The organism is Buttiauxella gaviniae, from assembly GCF_040786275.1.
GTDB classification, from domain to species: domain Bacteria; phylum Pseudomonadota; class Gammaproteobacteria; order Enterobacterales; family Enterobacteriaceae; genus Buttiauxella; species Buttiauxella gaviniae_A.
Window position 1 is genome coordinate 2011979 of record NZ_JBFMVT010000002.1, and the last position, 24325, is coordinate 2036303.

The 24325-nt window shown below is 52.0% G+C and carries 17 protein-coding genes; 10 read left to right on the plus strand and 7 right to left on the minus strand.

Annotated features, from left to right (window positions below):
* Positions 1-142 precede the first annotated feature (142 nt).
* Positions 143-2323, plus strand: coding sequence for a catalase/peroxidase HPI (gene katG, locus AB1E22_RS10025; protein ID WP_367595198.1), 2181 nt, complete (start codon positions 143-145; stop codon positions 2321-2323).
* A gap of 54 nt (positions 2324-2377) precedes the next feature.
* Here katG and gldA read toward each other — a convergent pair whose 3' ends face one another.
* From gldA to ptsP, 3 genes are read right to left on the minus strand one after another with little or no spacing between them, the layout of a single operon-like run.
* Positions 2378-3481: a bifunctional L-1,2-propanediol dehydrogenase/glycerol dehydrogenase gene (gene gldA, locus AB1E22_RS10030; RefSeq protein ID WP_367595199.1), complete on the minus strand. Its 1104-nt coding sequence runs from the start codon at positions 3479-3481 to the stop codon at positions 2378-2380.
* Between the two features lie 22 nt (positions 3482-3503).
* Positions 3504-4166 (minus strand): fructose-6-phosphate aldolase, encoded by a 663-nt coding sequence (gene fsa, locus AB1E22_RS10035; RefSeq protein ID WP_367595200.1) that lies wholly within the window; start codon positions 4164-4166, stop codon positions 3504-3506.
* A gap of 21 nt (positions 4167-4187) precedes the next feature.
* A complete protein-coding gene (gene ptsP / locus AB1E22_RS10040; protein WP_367595201.1) occupies positions 4188-6689 on the minus strand; it encodes a phosphoenolpyruvate--protein phosphotransferase in 2502 nt (833 codons plus the stop codon).
* A 311-nt stretch (positions 6690-7000) separates the two neighbouring features.
* Between ptsP and AB1E22_RS10045 the strand changes: the two genes are divergently transcribed.
* From AB1E22_RS10045 to AB1E22_RS10065, 5 genes are read left to right on the plus strand one after another with little or no spacing between them, the layout of a single operon-like run.
* Positions 7001-8083, plus strand: a complete 1083-nt coding sequence (locus AB1E22_RS10045; RefSeq protein WP_367595202.1) for a PTS fructose transporter subunit EIIC — start codon at positions 7001-7003, stop codon at positions 8081-8083.
* Between the two features lie 22 nt (positions 8084-8105).
* Positions 8106-8426: a PTS fructose-like transporter subunit IIB gene (locus AB1E22_RS10050; protein ID WP_367595203.1), complete on the plus strand. Its 321-nt coding sequence runs from the start codon at positions 8106-8108 to the stop codon at positions 8424-8426.
* Between the two features lie 27 nt (positions 8427-8453).
* Entirely contained in the window at positions 8454-10751 is a 2298-nt protein-coding gene (locus AB1E22_RS10055; protein WP_367595204.1) for a formate C-acetyltransferase, read from the plus strand.
* Positions 10717-11592 (plus strand): [formate-C-acetyltransferase]-activating enzyme, encoded by an 876-nt coding sequence (locus AB1E22_RS10060; RefSeq protein WP_367595205.1) that lies wholly within the window; start codon positions 10717-10719, stop codon positions 11590-11592. The genes AB1E22_RS10055 and AB1E22_RS10060 overlap by 35 nt, the downstream gene beginning before the upstream one ends.
* Positions 11593-11612: 20 nt before the next feature.
* Entirely contained in the window at positions 11613-11957 is a 345-nt protein-coding gene (locus tag AB1E22_RS10065) for a PTS fructose-like transporter subunit IIB (RefSeq protein WP_367595206.1), read from the plus strand.
* Here AB1E22_RS10065 and AB1E22_RS10070 read toward each other — a convergent pair.
* From AB1E22_RS10070 to argE, 3 genes are all read right to left on the minus strand, one after another.
* Positions 11944-12804: an AraC family transcriptional regulator gene (locus tag AB1E22_RS10070; protein ID WP_367595207.1), complete on the minus strand. Its 861-nt coding sequence runs from the start codon at positions 12802-12804 to the stop codon at positions 11944-11946. The genes AB1E22_RS10065 and AB1E22_RS10070 overlap by 14 nt on opposite strands.
* A gap of 117 nt (positions 12805-12921) precedes the next feature.
* Entirely contained in the window at positions 12922-15573 is a 2652-nt protein-coding gene (gene ppc / locus AB1E22_RS10075) for a phosphoenolpyruvate carboxylase (RefSeq protein WP_367595208.1), read from the minus strand.
* A 235-nt stretch (positions 15574-15808) separates the two neighbouring features.
* Complete coding sequence (gene argE / locus AB1E22_RS10080) at positions 15809-16960, minus strand: acetylornithine deacetylase (protein WP_367595209.1); 1152 nt, start codon at positions 16958-16960, stop codon at positions 15809-15811.
* Positions 16961-17143: 183 nt separating this feature from the next.
* Between argE and argC the strand changes: the two genes are divergently transcribed.
* From argC to argH, 4 genes are all read left to right on the plus strand, one after another.
* Entirely contained in the window at positions 17144-18148 is a 1005-nt protein-coding gene (gene argC / locus AB1E22_RS10085; RefSeq protein ID WP_367595210.1) for an N-acetyl-gamma-glutamyl-phosphate reductase, read from the plus strand.
* A 16-nt stretch (positions 18149-18164) separates the two neighbouring features.
* Positions 18165-18941, plus strand: coding sequence for an acetylglutamate kinase (argB, locus tag AB1E22_RS10090; protein WP_367595211.1), 777 nt, complete (start codon positions 18165-18167; stop codon positions 18939-18941).
* Between the two features lie 30 nt (positions 18942-18971).
* On the plus strand, positions 18972-20189 hold the full coding sequence (locus AB1E22_RS10095; RefSeq protein WP_367595212.1) for an argininosuccinate synthase: 1218 nt from the start codon (positions 18972-18974) through the stop codon (positions 20187-20189).
* Between the two features lie 108 nt (positions 20190-20297).
* The gene (gene argH, locus AB1E22_RS10100) at positions 20298-21671 is read left to right on the plus strand and encodes an argininosuccinate lyase (protein ID WP_367595213.1); all 1374 of its coding nucleotides are present in this window, start codon (positions 20298-20300) and stop codon (positions 21669-21671) included.
* Between the two features lie 79 nt (positions 21672-21750).
* Here the strand turns inward: argH and AB1E22_RS10105 are convergent, their stop codons facing one another.
* A complete protein-coding gene (locus tag AB1E22_RS10105) occupies positions 21751-24207 on the minus strand; it encodes a carbohydrate-binding protein (protein ID WP_367595214.1) in 2457 nt (818 codons plus the stop codon).
* Positions 24208-24325: the final 118 nt, after the last annotated feature.

Consider the following 24325-nt stretch of genomic DNA (forward strand, 5'->3'; position numbering starts at 1 on the left):
GCTGCGACGTTTCTTTGAAAAACTTTTGTTATGTTGCCCATTAGCCAGACGGTAATAACTATCAAATCTGTAGTTTTTTTCATCTATAACTTATCTGAAAAGCTATATATCCTGGTATGAAAACAGTGAAGGGAACAGGAAGATGAGCACAAACGAAAACGATCATAATACGTTGTCCGCAGGCAAGTGCCCGTTTCATCAAAGCAGTCCTGATGAAAGTGCAGGGGCGGGAACAAGCACTCGTGACTGGTGGCCGAAACAACTCCGCGTAGATCTCCTCAATCAGCACTCCAATCGTTCTAACCCTCTGGGCGAAGATTTTGACTATCGCAAAGAATTCAGCAAGCTAGATTACTCTGCCCTGAAAGGCGATTTGAAAGCCTTATTAACCGATTCTCAGCCATGGTGGCCTGCCGATTGGGGCAGTTACGCAGGGCTGTTTATTCGTATGGCATGGCATGGTGCGGGTACCTATCGTGCCGTGGACGGGCGCGGTGGTGCGGGTCGTGGTCAGCAGCGCTTTGCTCCGCTCAACTCCTGGCCGGATAACGTCAGCCTCGATAAAGCGCGTCGTCTGTTATGGCCAATCAAACAGAAATATGGTCAAAAAATCTCCTGGGCTGACCTGTATGTGCTGGCAGGTAACGTGGCGCTGGAAAACGCCGGCTTCCGTACTTTTGGTTTTGGTGCCGGGCGTGAAGACGTTTGGGAGCCGGATCTTGATGTGAACTGGGGTAATGAAAAGGCCTGGCTTGAGCATCGTAACCCGGAAGCGCTCGCCAAACGTCCATTAGCCGCGACCGAAATGGGCCTGATTTATGTTAACCCCGAAGGGCCAAATGCCAGCGGTGAGCCGCTTTCGGCCGCAGCCGCCATTCGTGCCACCTTCGGTAATATGGGAATGAATGACGAGGAGACTGTTGCGCTTATTGCTGGCGGTCATACGTTAGGTAAAACCCACGGTGCGGCAGAAGCCACCCATGTGGGCGTTGATCCGGAAGCGGCACCGATTGAAGCTCAGGGCTTAGGCTGGACGAGCAGCCACGGCAGTGGTGCAGGTGCCGATGCCATTACATCTGGTCTGGAAGTTGTCTGGTCACAAACGCCGACCCAGTGGAGTAATTACTTCTTCGAGAACCTGTTCAAATTCGAATGGGTGCAGACGCGCAGCCCGGCAGGAGCCATTCAGTTTGAAGCGGTCAATGCACCAGAAATTATCCCCGATCCGTTCGATTCATCGAAAAAACGTAAGCCAACTATGTTGGTCACCGATTTGACGCTGCGCTTTGATCCTGAATTCGAGAAAATTTCACGTCGCTTCCTTAACGATCCTCAGGCTTTCAATGAAGCCTTTGCCCGCGCATGGTTCAAGCTGACTCACCGCGACATGGGGCCGATTGCGCGTTACATCGGTCCGGAAGTGCCAAAAGAAGAGCTAATCTGGCAGGACCCGTTGCCGAAAACGACATTCAGCCCGACGCCTGCGGACATCGATCATCTGAAAGCGGAAATTGCTCATTCTGGCCTGTCTGTCGGTGAACTGGTGTCTGTGGCCTGGGCGTCCGCATCGACGTTCCGTGGCGGCGATAAACGCGGAGGTGCTAACGGTGCGCGCCTTGCTCTGGCTCCTCAGCGTGGCTGGGATGTAAATGCCACCGCGGCACGTGTTTTACCCGCGTTAGAAGCGATTCAGAAAGCGTCCGGTAAAGCATCTCTGGCCGATATTATTGTGTTGGCGGGTGTCGTTGGCGTTGAACTGGCATCGGAAGCTGCAGGTGTCAGCGTACGTATCCCATTTATTCCTGGACGAGTCGATGCCAGCCAGGAGCAAACTGATGTAGAGATGTTTAACCTGCTGGAACCTGTCGCAGATGGTTTGCGCAACTATCGTGCCCGTCTGGATAGTGCGACTACAGAGTCACTCCTGATTGATAAAGCGCAGCAACTGACGCTGACCGCGCCAGAGCTGACGGTACTTGTGGGTGGCTTACGCGTATTGGGTGCCAATTTTGATGGTGGAAAGCATGGCGTGTTCACCGATCGTGTAGGTGTACTCAGCAATGATTTCTTTGTAAACCTGCTGGATATGCGCACCGAATGGAAAGCCACAGACGCCTCTTCCGAACTGTTTGAAGGCCGTGACCGGCAGACGGGAGAAGTGAAATATACAGGGACTCGTGTGGACCTGGTTTTCGGTTCTAATGCGGTGTTGCGTGCTTTGGCGGAAGTATATGCCTGCAGTGATGCCAGCGAGAAGTTTGTGAAAGATTTCGTCGCGGCATGGGTGAAAGTGATGAATCTGGACCGTTTTGATCTGAATTAAGTTTATGTCCGATGTAAAACACCCCGCAAAAAATGCGGGGTGTTTTTATTGAAGTTATTCCCACTCTTGCAGAAAACGCTGACCGTACTGGTCGGCAACGAGTAATGCTGCATAAACCTGGTCTGGTGTGGCACCACCAGGCATGTTGTGAATGGTTTCACCTTCTGCACATGATGCTTGCGCCACAATGCGCATTTTCGCCGGAACATCCTGCTTGATATCCAACTGTGCCAGCGTTATCGGCAAACCGACTGAATGACACAGCGCGGCAACGGTTTCAATCTCCTCCACGGACGCATTCTCCAGAACCAACTGCGTTAGCGTCCCGAAAGCGACTTTTTCACCGTGATAATAATGATGCGCATCTGGAATCGCAGTCAAACCGTTATGCACCGCGTGAGCCGCAGCCAGGCCGCCACTCTCAAAGCCGACACCACTCAGATAGGTATTGGCTTCAATTACCCGCTCCAGTGCCGGGGTCACAACATGCTGCTCTGCGGCGAGCATCGCTTTTTCACCCTCTTCAATCAGCGTGTTGTAGCAAAGTTCAGCCAGCGCCAGTGCCGCCTGGGTGCATTTTCCGCCTGCCATTGTGGTCGCGCCGCTGCGTGAACAGGCACGAGCTTCAAACCAGGTTGCCAGCGCATCGCCGATTCCAGCGGCGAGCAGACGCGCAGGTGCACCCGCCACGATTTTGGTATCAACAATCACCATATTCGGGTTGTTCGGCAACATCAGATAGCGGTCAAATTCACCTTCATCTGTGTAGATAACGGAAAGTGCGCTGCACGGCGCATCGGTGGAAGCGATGGTAGGCGCGATAGCAACAGGCAAGCCCATAAAATGGGCCAGGGCTTTTGCGGTATCAAGCGTTTTACCGCCACCGATGCCGAGTACTGCATCGCACTGCGCATTTTCTGCAATACTTCGCAGACGATCGATTTCATTTTGTGAGCATTCGCCACCAAAAGGTGCAATTTCTAGCGCTAGCCCTGCCTCTTCGAAACTGTCCGTAAGCGCAGACTCGGCGAATCCTAAGACAAATTTATCTCCGACTACCAGCCAGCGTTTGGCCAGCGGTTTGAGATAGTGGCCGAGGCGGGAAATGACCTCAGCGCCCTGAATATACTTACCCGGTGACTGTATTATGCGATCCATTCACTGCCTCCTTGGTTTTCCGTTACAGGCTCAGGCGACCAAACGCTTTCTGCCAGTCTTCTTCAAACTTCATCACTGCCGAGTCTACCGCCGGTGCGGATAAAAATTGCTGGGCAACATCAAGTGGCAGTGTGATGGATTCACACCCCGCCAGCAGACAATCCAGCGCCTGGCGTGGCGTTTTAAAGCTAGCTGCCAGAACTTTGCTCTCTGGAGCATGAAGCTCAAGCAGGGTTTGTAACTCCTGCACCATGCGAATACCGTCGCCACCTTGGGCGTCCACCCGGTTTACGTATGGTGCGACATATTCCGCCCCGGCAAGTGCTGCTAACAAACCTTGCGCTGCGCTGTAAACGGCGGTTCCCAGCGTACGAATACCCAAGGTCTTTAACTGCTTAATAGCTGCCAGGCCTTCAGAGGTAACGGGAATTTTCACCACGATGCCAGGTACGCACTCTTTTAATTGCTGCGCTTCTTTGACCATTCCCGCAGCATCACGACTCATCACCTGCGCAAACAAGCGACCTTCTGGCCCTACCGCTTTCTGCAGGCGCGGCAGCACGTCCCAAATGGATTGACCACCTGCAGCCACAATGCTCGGGTTGGTTGTTACGCCTCGCAGCGGGAAGATGCGTGCCAGACGTTCAACTTCCGCAACGTTTGCGGTATCGAGATAAAGCTCCATCAGTTGTTCCTCTTAGGTGAATTACAGTTCCAGTTCGCGCGCCAGCAAAGCGGCTATGGCCTCACCGTGCGGGGCATTGACCAACGCACTGCGGAATTCTTCATGCATGATGCGCCGCGCCAGACGAGAGAAAATCCTCATATGCTGATCGCCTGCCGCGTGTTTATTCAGCGTCAGCATAATGATGAACTGAGCTTCTTCTTCGCCCCAGCGTACGGGCGAAGGGAGCCGCGCCACGCTGATGGTGGACTGTTCAATATGTTCGGACTTGCTGTGTGGAATGGCGAAACTAAAGCCCAACCCGGTCGAGAACACCGCTTCCCGCGCCCACAGATCGACTTCCAGTTTGCGCGGATAACGGCTGCGTCCGGCGAGCAGAAGGTTATCGGTCATGCCTTTAATCACCTCTTCTTTGCTGCGCCAGTCGTTATCAAGCGAAATGCACTGCGTTGAGATGAGCGGCGCGTCCTGTTGCGTCATACGGAACTGTGCCAGCAGGTGTTCGACTTCAAGGGAGGTACGGCAGGCCATCGCCTGATTGAGCAACTGGCGGCAGGCACGGCTGTCGAGCTGGGCAAGGCGCTCTTTTGTCGCTGGAACTGACGGCGCGCTCATACTGATTTCATCCAGGCCCAGGCCAACCAACAACGGCAGGACAGACCCTTTCGCACCCAGCTCCCCACAAAGACCAATCCATTTTCCCTGGCGATGCACCGCCTGTACGGCGTAATCCAGCGCACGAAGAAAAGCGGGGTTCAGGCTGTTGTAATGACGGGTGACCTTGGCATTGTCGCGGTCGACCGCCAGCAGGTATTGGGTCAGGTCATTGCTGCCAATGCTGAAGAAATCAATCTCTTCGCAGCACTGGTCGATGATGAACATCACCGAAGGTACTTCCAGCATGATGCCGAGGGGGATTTTCTCGTCAAAGGGAATGTGTTCGCTGCGCAGCGACTGTTTGACCTCGGCCAGTTGATCCTTCACCCAAAGGATCTCTTCCATAGAGGAGATCATCGGGATCATGATTTTTAACGATCCGTGTGCTGAGGCGCGCAGAATAGAACGTAATTGGGTATGGAAAAGCGCCAGATATTCCTGATAGATGCGCACGGCGCGATAGCCCAGGAACGGGTTATTTTCTGCCGGGATTTTCAGGTAGTCCACGGGCTTGTCGCCGCCGATGTCCATGGTACGCACAATAATACTGCGCCCGTTGGCACCTTCGAGCGCCTGGCAATAAATGTTGTAAAGTTCATCTTCGGAAGGGGCGAAGGCACGGTCCATATAGAGCATTTCCGTGCGGAACAGACCAATCGCCTCTGCTCCATTATTGAACGCAGGTGCGGCTTCCACGGAATGAGCGATATTTGCCGCGACCTCCTTGCGGATGCCGTCAACTGTACGCCCCGGCTCGTTAAGCCAGACTTTTTGCCGATCGCGAATCTTTTGCTGAACCCAGGCTTCTTGCTGGTAATAACGCTGCACCGGCTCGCTCAGGTTCACCGCCACCAGGCCAAGATCGCCATCGATTTGTACCGGGTGTTGTAGCCACGGCGCCAGGGCATCAATGTCTACCCCGACCAGGGTTGGGATATTGAATGAGCGGGCCAGAATAACCGTGTGGGAAGTGGTGCCGCCGCTGCGTAGCAAAAGCCCTTTTAGCAAGGTTTTATCCAGCTCCAGGAATTGGCTTGGCGTGAGCTCATCCGCTATACAAATGGCTGCCTGGTGGAGTTTACCCGGCGTCGGGAAGCGGTTTTCGCCGTAAATATGCTGTAAAAGCTGGAAGCAAACGTCGCGAACATCCAGAACGCGCTCTTGCAGATACGCGCTCTCGGATTGCGAGAACTGTTCGCAAAAGTGCTCTGCGGTTTTCACGACTGCATCCGCGCAGCTCATACCCGCCAGCACATGCTCCAACAGGAGATTACGCAGCGAAATGTCACTCGCCAGAGAACGGTGGGCTTCCAGAATGGCGCATGCCGTTCCGTCATTTCCAAGTAACTGAATATTGATGCTTTTCACGAGTCTTTCCAGGCCACTTTCCAGCGCCGCCTGCTCTTCATCAACGCTTTTTGCCGCCGGTAATTCACCCAGCTCGTTCAAATCCAGGCTCGCCAATTTCACCAGCGTGCCATTGGCGCTACCAGCGCAGACCGGCATGGCATGGAAAAGGGTTGGGTTAAGACGGGACAAAGATTCAGGGATTGTGGCCGCTTCGCTGTTTTGCATCTGCGCTAGCGGTTCATCGCAATTCGGGAATTCATCGGTCATAAACTCAGAAAGCCGCGTAAAGGCGTTTTCTTCATCGCCACCGCTAATGATTAAACGGCAGTCGTCTCCTTTCAGTGTTCCCGTACCGATAAGCGCCAGCGCACTTTTTGCGTCTCCCGTGCGGTCGGTGCGTAGGTTGTGCCATTCGATGGATGCAGAAAATTGATTACACAGTTTTTCAACGTGACTGGCTGGACGGGCATGCACCCCGTTGGGTAAGTCGCAGCGGAAATTTACTACCAGGGCCATAGGGATTCTCCTGAGCCAACACTTAATAATGGCTACAGGATAAGAGCCGGGAGACTTCCGTCGCCACGGGACAAAACTGTCATAAACTGGATAAATGTAATGTATGTGATGATTTGCGAGATACCTCACAAATCCGATTTTCTGCAATTAATGCAAGGCGTAACGCCAACTTTGAGGCGGATCGCATTTTTCTTTATGTAATACAAAAATCCAGTAAATGGCATTTTTGTCCACTGTCTGCCGCAGCCCGGATTCCCTATTGTGTGCCCAATCTGTTTGCAAATGCGCCGCTATGGCACCGGGAGTGCTTTATGAAAGAGCTAGTCCAGATACTCAAAAATACCCGCCAGCACCTGATGACCGGCGTGTCACATATGATCCCTTTTGTGGTTGCGGGGGGCATTCTGCTGGCCGTGTCCGTCATGCTATACGGCAAAGGTGCGGTGCCGGATTCGTTAACCGATCCCAACCTAAAGAAACTGTTTGATATCGGCGTGGCAGGCTTGACGCTGATGGTGCCGTTTCTGGCGGCCTACATCGGCTATTCCATTGCGGAACGGTCTGCACTGGCACCTTGTGCGATAGGCGCGTGGGTCGGTAACAGCTTCGGCGCGGGGTTCTTCGGTGCCATCATCGCCGGGATTATCGGCGGCATCATTGTCTTCTATCTGAAGAAAATCCCGGTGCCGAAAATTCTGCGTTCGGTGATGCCGATTTTTGTCATTCCTATCGTCGGCACCTTTATTACCGCGGGCATCATGATGTGGGGCTTGGGCGAACCTGTCGGTGCGCTTACGGCAAGCTTGACCCAGTGGCTACAAGGCATGCAGCAGGGCAGCATAGTGGTGCTGGCGGTGATTATGGGGCTGATGCTGGCATTCGATATGGGGGGCCCGGTGAATAAAGTCGCCTATGCCTTCATGTTGATTTGCGTGGCGCAAGGGGTTTACACCGTCGTTGCTATTGCCGCCGTGGGTATTGCTGTTCCGCCGCTAGGGCTTGGTCTGGCAACGCTGATGAACCGTAAAAACTTCAATTCCGAAGAGCGTGAAGCCGGGAAAGCGGCGCTGGTGATGGGGTGTGTCGGCGTCACCGAAGGGGCTATTCCGTTTGCCGCAGCAGATCCGTTGCGCGTCATTCCATCCATCATGTTGGGTTCGGCCTGTGGCGCGGTTACCGCAGCTTTGATGGGGGCGCAATGCTATGCGGGCTGGGGCGGTTTGATTGTGCTACCCGTGGTGGAAGGCAAATTGGGCTACATCGTCGCGCTGTTGGTGGGTGCTGTCGTTACCGCAGTATGCGTGAACCTGCTCAAGACCTACGCCCGTAAAAAACAGGGAGATGCCCCGGCAAAAGCAGAAGACGACCTGGATCTGGATTTTGAAATTAACTGATTGAAAAAATAAGGAATTAATCATGGCTAAAATCATCGCAGTGACCGCTTGCCCATCGGGTGTTGCCCATACCTACATGGCCGCCGAAGCGTTGGAAAGTGCTGCAAAAGCAAAAGGTTGGGAAGTGAAAGTAGAAACTCAGGGTTCGATTGGCCTTGAAAATGAGCTTACTGCAGAAGACGTGGCCGGTGCGGATATGGTGATTCTGACTAAGGATATCGGCATCAAAATGGAAGAACGCTTCACAGGGAAAACTATTGTGCGCGTAAACATCTGCGACGCCGTGAAACGTGCCGAAGCCATTATGAACAAAATCGAAGCTCATATAGCACAGACGGCCTGAGTCTTTTAAAGCAGTAAGGAATCCATCATGACGCTACGTATCGAACGCCTGAAAACAGCCCTGTTTGCACAACCGCGGGAAATCTCTCTGGAACGTGCGGTGCTTTACACGGCGAGCCACCAAACAACCGAGGGTGAGCATGTCCTTTTGCGCCGGGCAAAAGCGACGGCATATATTCTGGACAATGTTGAGATAGCGATTCGTGAAGATGAGTTAATCGCGGGTAACCGCACCGTGAAACCGCGTGCCGGCATTATGTCACCGGAGATGGATCCTTACTGGTTGCTTAAAGAGCTGGATCAATTCCCGAATCGTCCACAGGATCGCTTCGACATTAGCGAGCAGGACAAAACGCTGTACCGCGAGCAGCTCTATCCCTACTGGGAAAAGCGCTCAATGAAAGACTTCATCAATAGCCAGATGACGGATGACGTTAAGGCTGCGGTTAAGACGCAAATTTTCAGCGTCAACCAGACGGACAAAGGGCAGGGGCATATCATTATTGATTATCCTCGCCTGCTGCAAAATGGCCTGGGCAAGCTGGTGGCGGAACTGCGCGGCCACTGCCAACAGGCCCCTGATAACCACTTTTACCAGGCGGCGTTAATTTTGCTGGAATCCTCCCAGCGGCATATCCTGCGTTACGCAGCGCTTGCCGAACAGATGGCGGCGCAGTGCCAGGATGCGGTCCGCCGTGATGAACTGTTAAAAATCGCTGCCGTTTCTCGCCATAACTCGGAATGCCGCCCGGAAGACTTCTGGCAGGCGTGCCAGTTGTTCTGGTACATGAACATCATTTTGCAGTACGAATCTAATGCCAGTTCCCTTTCGCTGGGCCGGTTTGACCAGTACATGCTGCCGTTTTATCAGGCCTCGCTCAACCGTGGTGAAAGCCCGGCATTCCTTTGTGAACTATTAGAGTCGCTATGGGTGAAATGCAACGATATCGTGCTGCTGCGCTCTACCAGTAGCGCCCGTTACTTTGCCGGTTTCCCTACTGGTTACACTATTTTATTGGGTGGGTTGACGGAGAACGGACGCAGTGCGGTAAACGTGCTTTCGTTCCTGTGTCTGGATGCCTACCAGAGCATTCAACTACCGCAGCCAAATCTCGGTGTACGAGTTAACGAACTGATAGATCGCCCGTTCCTGCTCAAAACTGCTGAAACCGTGCGCTTGGGCACCGGTATCCCGCAGATTTTTAACGATGAAGTAGTGGTGCCCGCGTTTCTTAACCGGGGCGTCTCGCTTGAAGATGCTCGTGATTATTCCGTTGTCGGATGTGTGGAATTGTCTATTCCCGGCAAAACCTACGGCCTGCACGATATCGCCATGTTTAACCTATTGAAGGTTATGGAAATCGTTCTTCTGGAAAACGAGGGCAATATGCAGCTCGATTACCAGGGGCTGCTGCAGCAAATTCGCGACAAAATCTGCCATTACATCAAGCTAATGGTTGAAGGCAGTAATATCTGTGATATCGGCCATCGCGACTGGGCGCCGGTTCCGCTGCTCTCGTCGTTTATTGATGAATGCCTGAAAAATGGCAAAGACATTACCGACGGCGGCGCTCGCTATAACTTCTCTGGTGTGCAGGGTATCGGTATTGCCAACCTGAGCGATTCCCTTCATGCATTGAACGGCATGGTATTTAAACAGCAGCGTTTAAGTTTTGATGAGCTGCTGGCTGTTTTAAAAGCGAATTTTGCTATGCCAGACGGGGAGAAAATTCGCGCAAGGCTTATTAATCGCTTTGAGAAGTACGGCAATGATATCGACGAAGTGGATAACATAAGCGCCGATCTATTGCGGTTCTACTGCAAAGAAGTGGAAAAATACGCCAACCCGCGTGGCGGGTATTTCACGCCGGGTTCCTATACGGTTTCGGCTCATGTGCCACTTGGCGCAGTGGTGGGCGCTACGCCCGACGGGCGTTATGCCGGTGAACAGTTGGCAGATGGCGGTTTATCGCCAATGTTGGGGCAAGATTGCCAGGGGCCAACGGCAGTGCTCAAATCAGTCAGTAAACTGGATAACTACCTACTTTCCAACGGGACGTTACTGAACGTGAAGTTTACCCCGAGTACGCTTGAAGGGGAGGCGGGTTTGCATAAGCTGGCGGATTTCCTTGGTGCCTTCACAAAGCTGAAGCTACAGCATATTCAGTTTAACGTGGTGAACGCCGAAACGCTCCGTGACGCGCAGCTTCGCCCGCAGGATTATGCCGGGCTGGTGGTACGCGTGGCGGGCTACAGCGCCTTCTTTGTTGAGCTGTCGAAGGAGATTCAGGATGACATTATCCGTCGTACAGCGCATCAGCTGTGAGGTTATTGATAACGAAGCGCCTAAAGCGCGGATCTTTAATATCCAACGCTATTCGCTCAATGATGGGCAGGGGATCAGGACGGTCGTTTTTTTTAAAGGCTGCCCGCACTACTGCCCATGGTGCGCCAACCCGGAGTCCATCTCCGGGAAGATTGAAACCGTACGGCGTTTGTCGAAGTGCTTGCAATGTGCGCCCTGCCAAAACGACGTGGATGAATGTCCCAGCGGTGCGATGGAGCAGATCGGGCGTGATGTTTCACTTAGCGAACTGGAAAAAGAGGTGCTCAAAGATGATGTTTTCTTTCGCGCATCCGGTGGTGGCGTAACACTTTCGGGTGGAGAAGTGTTGATGCAGGCGGAGTTTGCGACACGTTTTTTGAAACGCATGAAGTCGTTAGGTCTTCGCACCGCCATTGAAACAGCGGGGGACGCCTCACCTGACAAATTTCTCGCGGTAGCCCAACAGTGTGATGAAGTGCTGTTTGATTTGAAAATCATGAACGCAGAGAAAGCAAAGAACGTGCTGAACTTGCACCAGCCACGCGTGCTGTATAACTTCAGAATGCTGGTTGAGAATGGTATTAAGGTTATCCCTCGCGTGCCGCTTATTCCTGGCTACACCTTAAATCAAAGCAATATGCAGGCGATTATCGATTTCCTTGTGCCTTTAAAGCTCAACGAAATTCATCTGTTACCCTTCCATCAGTACGGCGAACCTAAATATCAGTTGCTTGGTAAGCCGTGGCGCATGGCATGCGTTACACCCCCGAATGAAGCAGACATTAGTCCTCTTCGCCAAATGGCTGAACAGGCGGGCTATCATGTCACTATTGGCGGTTAGAATTACTTGAGAGGACGCATATGACACGACATCTGGTTGCGGTTACGGCATGTGTCAGCGGGGTTGCTCATACTTATATGGCAGCAGAACGCCTGGAAAAACTCTGTCAGCAGGAAAAGTGGTCGATAAAAATTGAAACGCAGGGAGCGTTGGGTATCGAAAACCAACTAACCGCGGCTGATATTGAACAAGCGGACGTGGTGCTGTTGATTACTGATATTGAACTTGCTGGCACGGAGCGCTTTTTACATTGCCGCAGCGTTCAGTCAGGCATTAATGCTTTCCTGCGTGAACCGCAAAAAGTGATCTCCGCCGTGCGTCGTATATTTGGTACACCGCAGGATACGCATATCATTCTGGGTTAGGCATTTTTTCTGTCAGTTGGCTGTGATACTGGCGGCGGTACTCAGAGGGCGATCTCTCCGTGTTTTTTCTGAACAAGCGGCAAAAATAATTGCTGTCGATAAAGCCGCAGGCGTGCGCAACTTCTTTTACCTTCAGATCGTAGCGTTTAAGCAGCATTTTAGCGTGCTCAAGCCGGGTATAATTTAGATATTCATTAAAACCCACCGCGCCGGTTTTCTGGAATAAATGAGAAAGATAGTTGGGCGAAATATAAAACGCTTGCGAGACAGATTCGCGAGTCAGTTGCTCGGCATATTTTCCATCAATGTATTCACGTATCGCGTCGAATAACGCTTCACTTCGCGATGCCGTCTGAATTTGGCTACCCAGCAGATCGGTGCAATGGCTAAGAATACTGCTAACGATAAACCTCACCGTTTGTTGATCCTGAGGTTGCTTTATCAGTTCGTTAAGAGCCTGAAGCAGGAATGAACCGATGCGTGGCCCACGGCGCGCCACGTTCTGTTTTCCTAAGGTTTTAAACGTGGCGCCATCCCAGTGTAAAACACTAAACCCGAGCTGTTGCTTGCCGAATAAAATACTCAACGTGGTGACAGGCGCATTCCACTGAGGGTTGTTCCAGCATTTTGCGGGAATATAAAGCACGTCGTTTTGCTCGAGCTTTGCCGGTATGCCGGTATTGCAAGCATCCATTAACACCCCTTCCAACACGATTTCCAGACGCGGGAAATCAACCTGATAGGCGAGTTCCGATGGGGCCGTTTGGCTATCTGCAAACCAGATGCGCTGAATACCGGACGGGCTGTTGAGCAGCCGGGAAAGAATTTGGCTCACGTCGTAATTCATAAGGCTCCACATTGAGGTGTGCAGAATAGTTTTATCCTGCCATAAGACAGATAGAGGGCGTATGAGCAAAAACAAAAAACCCCGCGGCGCGGGGTTTGAATACAGAGTCGTCAGAACTTAGCCAGTGTTACGCATACCGGCGGCAACGCCTGCGATGGTGACCATCAAGGCTTGTTCAACGTGAGCATCTGGCTCTTCACCTTTTTCTTCAGACTGGCGCGAACGGTGCAGCAATTCAGCCTGCAATACGTTCAATGGGTCGGTATAGATATTACGCAACTGGATGGATTCGGCGATCCACGGCAGGTCAGCCATCAAATGCGAGTCGTTAGCGATATCCAGTACCACTTTGATATCTGCTTCCAACTGGTCGCGCAGCTGGGTGCCGAGTTTCCAAAGCTCTGGTTTCACAAGACGCTGATCGTAATATTCCGCCAGCCAGAGGTCGGCTTTCGCAAACACCATTTCCAGCATACCGAGGCGCGTGGAGAAGAACGGCCAGTCGCGGCACATGGTTTCCAGCACGTCTTGTTTACCATCTTCCACCACTTTTTGCAGCGCGGCACCCGCACCTAGCCAGGCTGGCAGCATCAGGCGGTTTTGCGTCCAGGCGAAAATCCATGGAATAGCACGCAGCGACTCAACCCCACCGCTTGCGCGACGTTTTGCCGGACGCGAGCCGAGCGGCAGTTTAGCCAGCTCTTGTTCTGGCGTAGCAGAGCGGAAGTACGGCACAAAGTCTTTGTTTTCACGCACGTAGCCCCGGTACATATCACAGGAGATAACAGACAGCTCCTCCATAATATGTCTCCACTCTTTCTTCGGCTCCGGCGGTGGCAACAGGTTGGCTTCCAGAATTGCGCTGGTGTAGAGCGACAGGCTGCTGATGGTGATTTCTGGCAGACCGTATTTAAAGCGGATCATCTCGCCTTGCTCGGTCACACGCAGGCCACCTTTCAGGCTTCCTGGTGGTTGAGACAGCAGAGCAGCATGCGCAGGCGCACCACCGCGGCCGATAGAACCGCCACGTCCATGGAACAGTGTCAGCGTAATTCCGGCTTTCTCGCAGGTTTTGATCAGCGCGTCTTGCGCCTGATACTGCGCCCAGGATGCCGCCATTACGCCTGCATCTTTCGCGGAGTCAGAATAGCCAATCATGACCATTTGTTTGCCTTGAATGAAGCCACGATACCAGTCGATGTTCAGCAACTGGGTCATGACGTCATCGGCGTTGTTCAGGTCGTCGAGAGTTTCAAACAACGGGGCAACAGGCAGGGCGAAGGTGCAGCCCGCTTCTTTCAATAACAGATGCACAGCCAAAACGTCAGACGGCGTTTTCGCCATGGAAATAACATAAGCGGCAATGGAGCCACGTGGTGCCTCGGCAACCACTTTGCAGGTTTCCAGCACTTCACGCGTTTCTTCGCTTGGCTCCCACTGGCGTGGCAGAAGCGGGCGCTTAGAGTTCAGTTCGCGGATCAGGAATGCTTGTTTATCCGCTTCAGACCAGCTTTCGTAATCGCCGATACCCAGGTAGCGAGTCATTTCGCCCAGCGCTTCGGTGTGACGAGTGCTTTCCTGGCGCACATCAATACGCACCAGCGGCACGCCAAAACTCTTCACGCGGCGCAGGGTATCAAGCAACTGACCGTTGGCGATAATGCCCATGCCGCAGGCTTGCAGGGACTCGTAACACGCATAAAGCGGATCCCAGAGCTGTTCGTTTTGCGTCAACAAACCTTCTGGTTTTGGCAGGCGCTGGCCTTTCAGGCGCGCTTCCAGCCAGGCTTGCGTTGCCAGTAACTGCTGGCGAACGCCTTTCATGATGCAGCGGTACGGTTCTTGCGTGGCGTCCGGGCCTGCAAGGGCGCTCAGTTCAGGTGTGCATTCCACCATGGAAAGCTCGGAAATCAGTACCTGGATATCACGCAGGAACAGGTCAGTTGCTTTCCAGCGGCTGAGCAGCAGAACGTGGCGGGTAATATCAGCCGTCACATTCGGGTTACCGTCGCGGTCACCGCCCATCCAGGAGGTGAAACGTACCGGAACAAAATCGACCGGCAGTTTGTAATTCAGATTGTCTTCAAGCTGTTCGTTCAGCTCGCGCAGGTAGTTTGGCACACCTTCCCACAGGCTGTTTTCGACTACCGCAAAGCCCCATTTCGCTTCATCTACCGGGGAAGGGCGGTGTTTACGGATTTCATCGGTGTGCCAGGCTTGAGCCACCAGTTGGCGCAGACGGCGCATAATCTGGTTGCGTTCGTAATCAGCGATGTCGCTATGGTCGAGCTGTTTCAGGCAGCTATTTACTTCAACCAGTTTATGAATCAGGGTGCGGCGGGTAATTTCAGTTGGGTGGGCGGTCAGAACTAATTCTAGTGACAGCGATTCAACGGCATCACGAATGGCTGTTTCGCTAAGATCCGGCTGATTTTTTAGTTTTTGTAACGTCTTAGCGATAACTTCAGGATTGCTGGCGGCTTCGCCGTTAGCGGAAATGCTGTGATACTGCTCGGCGGTGTTGGCCAGATTCAGGAATTGGCTGAATGCACGGGCTACTGGGAGTAGTTCGTCATTAGACAGGTTCTGTAAGGTCGTTAACAGCTCCTGACGGTTGGCTTCATTGCCCGCCCGGGAGGACTTGGACAATTTGCGGATTGTTTCTACTCGGTCAAGAATGTTTTCACCTAATGCATCCTTGATGGTATCCCCGAGCAACTTGCCGAGCATACTGACATTACTTCGCAAAGCGGAATACTGTTCGTTCATATGACCCCAGACACCCTATCTTTATGTAATTAAATTTCACCCGTGAAGGTTCAACACCGTCTTTATAAAGCCACGTCTCTCATCATTCGTCAATTGCTACGAAATCGTTTCAGCAAACGAATAAGTTACGCGAATTCATGAAATTTAATTACCAACTTCGGCTATAAGCATTTCTTATATAAATCCACAGAAAACCAGTGAAAAAAGGGGCGAAAACCCCTTTCGTCACTATTTATCAATGCCAGCAAAAATGATGCACCACTTGCGTGATGAGTTTGCGCGTCGGCTCGATAAAACGTGTTTCGATGTATTCATCCGGCTGGTGAGCCTGGTTGATGGAACCCGGGCCTAATACAAGTGTAGGGCAGATGGTCTGAATAAATGGCGCTTCGGTGCAGTAGTTCACCACTTCGGTTTGTGCACCCAAAAGTTTTTCTACTACCTGCACGAGCTGGTGATCTTTGGCGCATTCATAGCCAGGGATCGGCGGGTGCAGTTCAGAAATTGTCAGGCGGCCCGGCCATTTCTGGCTAACGGGTTCCAGTGCTTCGTTAAGCAAACCGTTAAGATCGTTTAACGTCAGGCCTGGCAGAGGGCGAATGTCCATATGCAGTTCACAACAGGCGCAAATACGGTTGGCGGCATCGCCACCGCTGATGTGCCCGAGGTTGAGCGTTGGGTATGGCACGGTGAAAGCATCGTGGTGATAACGATCTTTCAGGGTGTTTTTCAGGGACATGATGTGGCCGATAGCATCATGCATTAGCTCAATGGCATTGACGCCGCGCGCCGGATCGCTGGAATGGCCGGATTGCCCAAGAATGCGAATGGCGTTGGAAATATGGCCTTTGTGAGCGCGCACCGGCTGTAATGAAGTGGGTTCGCCGATGATGGCGCAGTCCGGGCGTAAACTCGTGTTTTCAGAGAAATAGCGTGCGCCGGCCATGGTCGTTTCTTCATCGGCGGTGGCCAGAATATAAAGCGGCTTTTTAAGCGTCGTCACATCGACATCGCGTAGCGCATCAAGGATGAACGCAAAGAAGCCTTTCATATCGGCGGTGCCGAGGCCGTAGAGTTTATTTTCGTGTTCGGTCAGCGTGAACGGGTCGCGCGTCCAGCGGCCATCGTCGAACGGGACGGTATCGGTATGGCCCGCCAGTAATAACCCACCGGCACCGCTGCCAGTGCTTGCCAGCATATTGAATTTATTGCGAGTACCCGGCACGGGTTGGATTTCGACGTTAAATCCAAGATCGCGGAACCATCCCGCCAGTAAATTGATTAAAGACTCATTGCTCTGATCCAACGCGCTGTCGGTGGCGCTGATGGAAGGAGTCGCGATCAACGCGCGGTAAATCTCGATAAAAGGAGGTAATTTCATCTTCACTGTTGACAGGCCTTAGCTCGGGTTGGTATACATAATCATGCAGTAATATTGAATAAAAATACATTATTACCTGCCGCGATGGAACCCCAGGTTCCAGTGGTTTTAACCACGAAATTGCACGTTGGGTGATGGCTTCCCGCTGACACCTTTAGCAGACACAACCTAAGAAGGTGTACAGCCGAGATGTTGAATACGCTGATTGTTGGTGCCAGCGGTTATGCAGGCGCAGAACTTGTGACCTATTTGAATCGCCATCCTCATATGAACATAACCGCATTGACGGTTTCAGCGCAAAGTAATGACGCAGGAAAATTGATATCTGATTTGCATCCGCAATTAAAAGGTATTGTCGACATGCCGTTACAGCCAATGTCGGATATCAGCGAATTTACGGATGGCGTGGATGTTGTTTTCCTCGCAACGGCGCATGAAGTGAGCCATGACCTGGCTCCACAATTTCTTGAAGCTGGCTGCGTTGTCATTGACCTCTCAGGTGCATTTCGCGTTAACGATGCTAAGTTTTATGAGCTGTATTACGGCTTTACGCATCAACACCCTGAATTGCTGGAACAAGCCGTATATGGCCTGGCGGAATGGCAGAGCGACAAACTGAAAGAAACCAGTTTGATCTCTGTTCCCGGCTGCTATCCCACCGCGTCACAGTTGGCGTTAAAGCCGTTGATTGATGGCGGACTGCTGGATTTGAACCAGTGGCCTGTCATCAACGCGACCAGCGGCGTGAGTGGCGCAGGGCGTAAAGCAGCGATTTCCAATAGTTTCTGTGAAGTGAGTTTGCAGCCGTACGGGATTTTTAATCACCGTCACCATCCAGAAATTGTTACGCATCTCGGCACGCCCGTTATTTTCACTCCGCATCTTGGCAATTTCCCTCGTGGGATTCTGGCGACCGTTACCTGCCGTTTGAAACAGGGCGTAACGCAGCAGCAGGTCGCGGATGCTTTTAGTCAGGCTTACCAAGATAAACCGTTGGTGCGCCTGTATGAGAAAGGTGTACCGGCACTGAAAAACGTGGTTGGCCTGCCGTTCTGCGATATCGGTTTTGTGGTGCAGGGTGAGCATGTGATTGTCGTGGCAACCGAAGACAATCTGCTTAAAGGCGCATCGGCCCAGGCAGTGCAGTGTCTGAATATTCGTTTTGGCTTCGCCGAAACGCAGTCTCTTATTTAATCGATATCCGGGTGAAATGATGAATCCATTAATTATCAAATTGGGTGGCGTACTACTGGATAGCGAAGAAGCGCTGGAGCGTCTGTTTACCGCGCTGGTGAACTATCGTCAGTCCCATCAACGCCCGCTGGTGATTGTTCACGGTGGTGGCTGCCTGGTGGATGAGCTAATGAAAAAGCTCTCCCTGCCCGTGCAAAAGAAAAATGGCCTCCGCGTCACGCCTGCTGACCAGATCGACATTATTACCGGCGCGCTGGCGGGCACAGCGAACAAAACCCTGTTGGCTTGGGCGAAAAAACATGGCATCAATGGTGTGGGTCTTTGCCTTGGCGATGGCGACAGTGTGACGGTCACCAAACTGGATGAAGAATTGGGTCATGTGGGTCTCGCAAAACCCGGTTCAGCTAAGCTGATTACCACGCTGTTGGATTCCGGTTTCCTGCCAGTTGTTAGCTCTATTGGCATGACCGCCGAAGGTGAGTTAATGAATGTGAATGCCGATCAGGCGGCGACGGCGCTTGCCGCCACGCTTGGCGCGGATTTGATTTTGTTGTCAGACGTCAGCGGCATTCTGGATGGCAAAGGCCAACGTATTGCAGAAATGACGGCGGCAAAAGCCGAGCAGTTAATCGCTCAGGGCATTATTACCGACGGCATGATTGTTAAAGTCAACGCGGCGCTGGATGCAGCCCGCACGCTGGGTCGCCCGGTGGACATCGCGTCCTGGCGTCACGCGGAGCAATTACCTTCTTTGTTTAACGGTGTAGCCATTGGCACCCGTATTCTGGCCTAGTTTAAAAATAAGTTTTTGAAGGATAAGACAATGCAAAATCACGGCATCAAAAAAATCGTTCTCGCCTACTCTGGCGGCCTTGATACTTCTGCCATCATTCCATGGCTGAAAGAAAACTACGGCGGCTGTGAAGTGGTCGCGTGTGTTGTGGATATTGGCCAGGATCGCGAAGACCTGAAAGGCGTTGAGCAGAAAGCACTGCGCTCTGGCGCAACGGAGTGCTATGTCGTGGATGCGCGTGAAGAGTTCATCAGTGATTACGTTTACCCGGTATTGCAGACCGGCGCACTGTACGAAGGCAGCTATCTGCTGGGTACTTCTATGGCTCGTCCGCTTATCGCAAAAGCGCTGGTGGATGTAGCAAATAAAGTCGGTGCAGATGCGCTGTGCCATGGTGCGACCGGTAAAGGTAACGACCAGGTGCGTTTCGAATCTGCCTGGGCCGCGCTGGCTCCGCATCTGAAAGTGGTTGCGCCATGGCGTGAGTGGGATCTGCGTTCCCGCGAAGCGCTGCTGGATTACCTGAAAGAGCGTGATATCCCAACTACCGCTTCGCTTGAGAAAATCTACAGCCGTGACGAAAACGCCTGGCACATCTCTACCGAAGGCGGTGTGCTGGAAAGCCCGTGGAATGCACCGAACAAAGATTGCTGGGTCTGGACTGTTGATCCGAAAGAAGCGCCAGATCAGGCAGAGCAAGTCACTGTTACCGTGAAACAAGGCAAAGTTGTTGCGGTTAACGGTGAAGCCATGACGCCGTTCCAGTGCCTGGAAACGCTGAACAAGATTGGTTCTAAACACGGGATCGGTCGTATTGATATCGTCGAAAACCGTCTCGTCGGGATTAAGTCCCGTGGCTGCTACGAAACCCCTGGCGGCACTATCATGATGGCCGCACTCCGTGGCGTTGAGCAGTTGGTTCTGGATCGCGATAGCTTCAAATGGCGTGAACAACTGGGCCTGGAAATGTCCTACGTGGTTTACGATGGACGTTGGTTCGCCCCGCTGCGTAAATCTCTGCAGGCGTCCGCAGAATCACTGGCAGAAGAAGTGAACGGCGAAGTTGTGCTTGAGCTTTATAAAGGCCAGGTGACGGCGCAGCAGAAGAAATCACCAAACAGCCTGTACAACGAAGAGTTCGCCACCTTCGGCGAAGACGAAGTGTATGACCACAGCCACGCGGGCGGCTTTATTCGTCTGTTCTCGTTGTCATCACGTATTCGTGCTTTGAACGAATTGAAGAAATAATCAGGCTATCTTACTTGTCATTTTGAACCCGAGCACTGCCCGGGTTCAAACTGCCTACGACGATAATGCCTGACGGTAGTCGAATCATTTAATTAATGGAGCATCATTATGGCACTTTGGGGTGGACGTTTTACTCAGGCAGCAGACCAGCGGTTCAAATCGTTTAACGACTCACTACGCTTTGACTACCGACTGGCTGAACAAGACATTGTGGGGTCTGTCGCCTGGTCCAAAGCGCTGGTTACCGTTGGTGTTCTGACCGTTGCTGAACAGCAGGAACTTGAGCAGGCGCTGAATTTCCTGCTTGAAGAAGTACAAGCTAATCCGCAGGCGATTATTGAGAGCGACGCGGAAGATATTCATAGCTGGGTGGAAGGCAAACTCATCGATAAAGTCGGTGCGTTGGGCAAAAAACTCCACACTGGCCGGAGCCGTAACGATCAGGTCGCTACTGACCTAAAACTGTGGTGCAAAATGCAAATCAGCGAACTGCTGGGGGCGACTCGCCAACTGCAACACGCGCTGATTGAAACCGCTGAAAATAACCAGGATGCTGTAATGCCGGGCTACACGCACTTGCAGCGTGCCCAGCCGGTGACATTTGCGCACTGGTGCCTGGCGTATGTTGAGATGCTGGCGCGTGACGAAAGCCGCTTGCAGAGCACGCTGGAACGCCTCGACGTTAGCCCCCTGGGCAGCGGCGCATTAGCGGGTACAGCATACGAAATCGACCGTGAGCAACTGGCTGGCTGGTTAGGTTTTGCGTCTGCAACGCGTAACAGCCTGGACAGCGTATCCGATCGTGACCACGTGCTGGAGCTGCTTTCTGATGCGTCTATCGGCATGGTTCACCTGTCGCGCTTTGCTGAAGACCTGATTTTCTTCAACACCGGTGAAGCCGGATTTGTTGAGCTGTCTGACCGCGTGACCTCTGGCTCTTCGCTGATGCCACAGAAGAAAAACCCGGATGCGCTGGAGCTTATTCGTGGTAAATGTGGCCGTGTGCAGGGCGCTTTAACGGGCATGATGATGACCCTGAAAGGGCTGCCGCTCGCTTACAACAAAGACATGCAGGAAGACAAAGAAGGGCTGTTCGACGCGCTCGACACCTGGCTTGATTGCCTGCATATGTCGGTGCTGGTGCTGGATGGCATTCAGGTGAAGCGTCCGCGCTGTAAAGAAGCGGCCGAGCAGGGTTATGCCAACGCGACTGAACTTGCGGATTATCTGGTTGCGAAAGGCGTGCCGTTCCGCGAAGCGCACCATATCGTGGGTGAGGCGGTGGTAGAAGCGATTCGCCAGGGCAAAGCGCTGGAAGCGTTGTCACTTACGGATCTGCAGAAATTCAGCCCGGTGATTGGTGATGATGTTTATGCGATTTTGTCGCTGCAATCTTGCCTCGATAAGCGTGCCGCCAAAGGTGGTGTGTCACCGAAGCAGGTTGCGCTAGCAATTCAGGACGCAAAACAGCGTCTGGTTTAACCGGCCTGGTGTATATAACGTAAAAGCGGAACCTTGGCCGGGTTCCGCTTTGTCAGTCTTATGAATCAAAGACGGGTTATTACTTCAGCATATCCGCAGTAACAAGAAGTTTAGCTACGGTTGCAGGGTTTGGTGCAGTACGCTCAATAACGATGGTTTCACCAGCGGTAAGCTCGTTGTAACCCCTGCTTACTGTGGTGGTGTCAGTGGCTGGGTTGGTAGAGGTATCAGTTACTGTTTTTGCTGAGGTGTAGTAACAGATGCCAACTTCGCAACTGAAGAGATATTGTCCGTTTTCAGGCGCACCCATGATTTTTGCAACATAGGCTGAGCCATTTGGCGCTTTATAACCCAGTGCTTTGTTATCAAAATCAACGGCTATATTTGGTTGACCGTTGATTCTTTTAACGGTGATGGCTTTTACTTCCCCAGCACTTACTACCGGGTTATTCCCCTTCAACATATCTTCCGTTACAGTCAACTGTGCCAGTACTTCTGGGTTTGGGCTGAGGCGTTTGACGGTAATGACTTTTCCGGCAGTAAGGTGCTTGCTCGGGGCGAGAATATTAGTTTGCTGGCCATAGTTATATTTGTAGCCGTAATAGCTGTGCGCTCCCGATGTCGAAAATATATATTCACCATTGAGATCTACGTTATAAGCGTTTGAGCCTGTTAATTTTGTACTATCAAAGTTAACGTTGATGCGTTTCTCACCGTTAAACAGACTAACGAATACCGCTTTCACATCACCAGGGAGATCGGTTGCTGTGCCGGAATTGTCATGGGTAAATGGTGCAAAGATTGCACTGTAGCCATACGTCGGCATCTGCTGTTCGGTCATGCCACTGTGCTCAGGGCTGACTTGCTTAGCAACACCTGGTTGATCACGCGCCATCGACCAGATACCGATCATGCCGATATCGCGCTTCACAGCGTCTTCCATAACCAGATTGGCATCGGACTTGTAGAAGACTTCGCCCTGAACGTCGTTATAGCCGATCATTGGCGTGGTACCCATCATGGCATTGACTTCTGCGTCAGACTTCTCAGGCCAGATGGTTTTGATCTGTTTAAACAGATTATCAATCGCTGAGGTTGCACATTTACCGTGAATATTCTGGCCTTCAGTGCCATCTGACTGGCAAATGGAATTACCGTAGTCCATGGTCATCACGTTAACGCCAGCGAGTTCTACGCCCTTACTATGTGCGTCTTCCAGAACGTAAATACCTTCAGCCGTTAAGCCCGTTGGCAGAATCGGCAGGGTATACCAGATCTTGACGCTACGACCTTCTTTTTTCCATTGATCCTGCACGGCTTTCACTGCGCGGTTACGGCGCTGGATAGAATCGTGATCGGCAACCCAGTTTCCTTCGATGTCGAAGTCCAGCGCGTTGAGATTCAGGTTTTCCACGATGTCGTGATAAATCTGCTGCAGGTCAGCGTCATTTTTACAGGCTGCGGCCATCGGATAGTTAGCTGCACCGCCAATAGAAACCATTACGTCGCCACCGAGATCGCGCAGCGCTTTGATTTTGCTGTATTGGGTATAGTCTTGCAGATTGTAGTATGTGCCCCATGTCGGGGTACATTGTTCAGCGCTTTTAGCGACCACGAAAGCTATCGTGAAGTGGTCAATCTTTTGTTCAGTCGCCAGTTTGGCTAAGTCTGGAATGTTGTTCAGGCTGAAATCAACATAAGGCGCGTAAACATGGGCTGGCCATGGATTTTTTGGTGTGCCAACGCGATCTTTGGTGCCTGTCCAGTCGGTATAAACGGCCCATAAGTTAGCATCGGTCGGTAAAACAGACTTAACTTGTGCCTGAGAGACATACGGCTGGCCTTTGTATGTCACCAACGTACCTGCCGCATAGAGCGTGGAAGTGCTGAGCTGTGGAGCTGCATTAAGCTGTGCCTGAGTATAATCAACCGTTGCACCCAGTGGTTTCCACGGGCGTCCGTTATTTCCCTGTGGATTTTGATTCGCCGCCAGTGACGGATCGTCGCCAGTGGTGTAGAACAGCGCCTCATAGGACTGACCGTTAACTTTAACGACATCACCTTTTTTGTAGGTTGCCGTTGCGTTCCAGGCTTGCGTCAGGACGTAGAGTTTCCATGGATTATTAGCACCAGGTGTAAAGGAGTGTGCAGGGATTTTGCCAATGGCTTTGTAATTAACCTTTTCCCAGGCAACGATATCGTCAGTGATATAATCTTTGTCAGCGCTGAATGCATCATGTGTAACGGGAGTGACGCTACCTGCGTCGCAGGTCGTTGGGTTGCCGTACTGTGTTATTTCTGCAGGGGTTGCATTTCGAACAAATTTCCACGGGCTGCTTGATGCATCCTGGGCTGCGGCTTGCGGGCAGTCGGTTGCCGCAACCCACCATGCATTTGAATAAACTTTACTGTCAAAGATAACGTCCCTGATTTGGCTACCTTCCTGCCCACTCCATGCTTCCAGTGCCAGAGCGTTAGCCGCACAGCCTAACATTCCCAGAGCTAATAATGTCCGGGATATCGTGTTCATTTTCATATTAATACCGTCCTGATATTTAATTGTTTATATAAAGTCAGCGGTATTTTAATTAAGGGAGTTATTAATGACAAATAATTACTAATTTATTTATCTATAGATTTCAGGGTTATAAAAT